Here is a 251-nt window from a genome sequence, read left to right on the forward strand (position 1 = left end):
GGCGAAAGGAATCCCGTTCGGCATCGCTTGCGGCGACGAGATCGGTTCCAAGTGTCCTGATCGCGCCTGTATCGGGAATGGTCAGGCCGCTCAACGTCGCCAGCAGGGTGCTCTTTCCGCATCCGGAAGGCCCGATGATCAGCGTCAGTTCGCCCTGAAAAATATCGATGGAGACGTCCTGCAAAGCAATCGTGCGGATTTGCTTGACAGTGAATGCCTTGCTGATGCCGGTCGCGGAAATCGTTGGCTGC

Annotated in this window: 1 protein-coding gene; it reads right to left on the reverse strand. The window is 58.2% G+C overall.

What is annotated here, in order from left to right:
- Positions 1-251, reverse strand: a 251-nt coding sequence (locus AC0MA3_RS26635; protein ID WP_474658368.1) for an ATP-binding cassette domain-containing protein, incomplete at both ends; no start/stop codon positions are given.

Source organism: Paenibacillus sp. LS-5 (assembly GCF_056121505.1).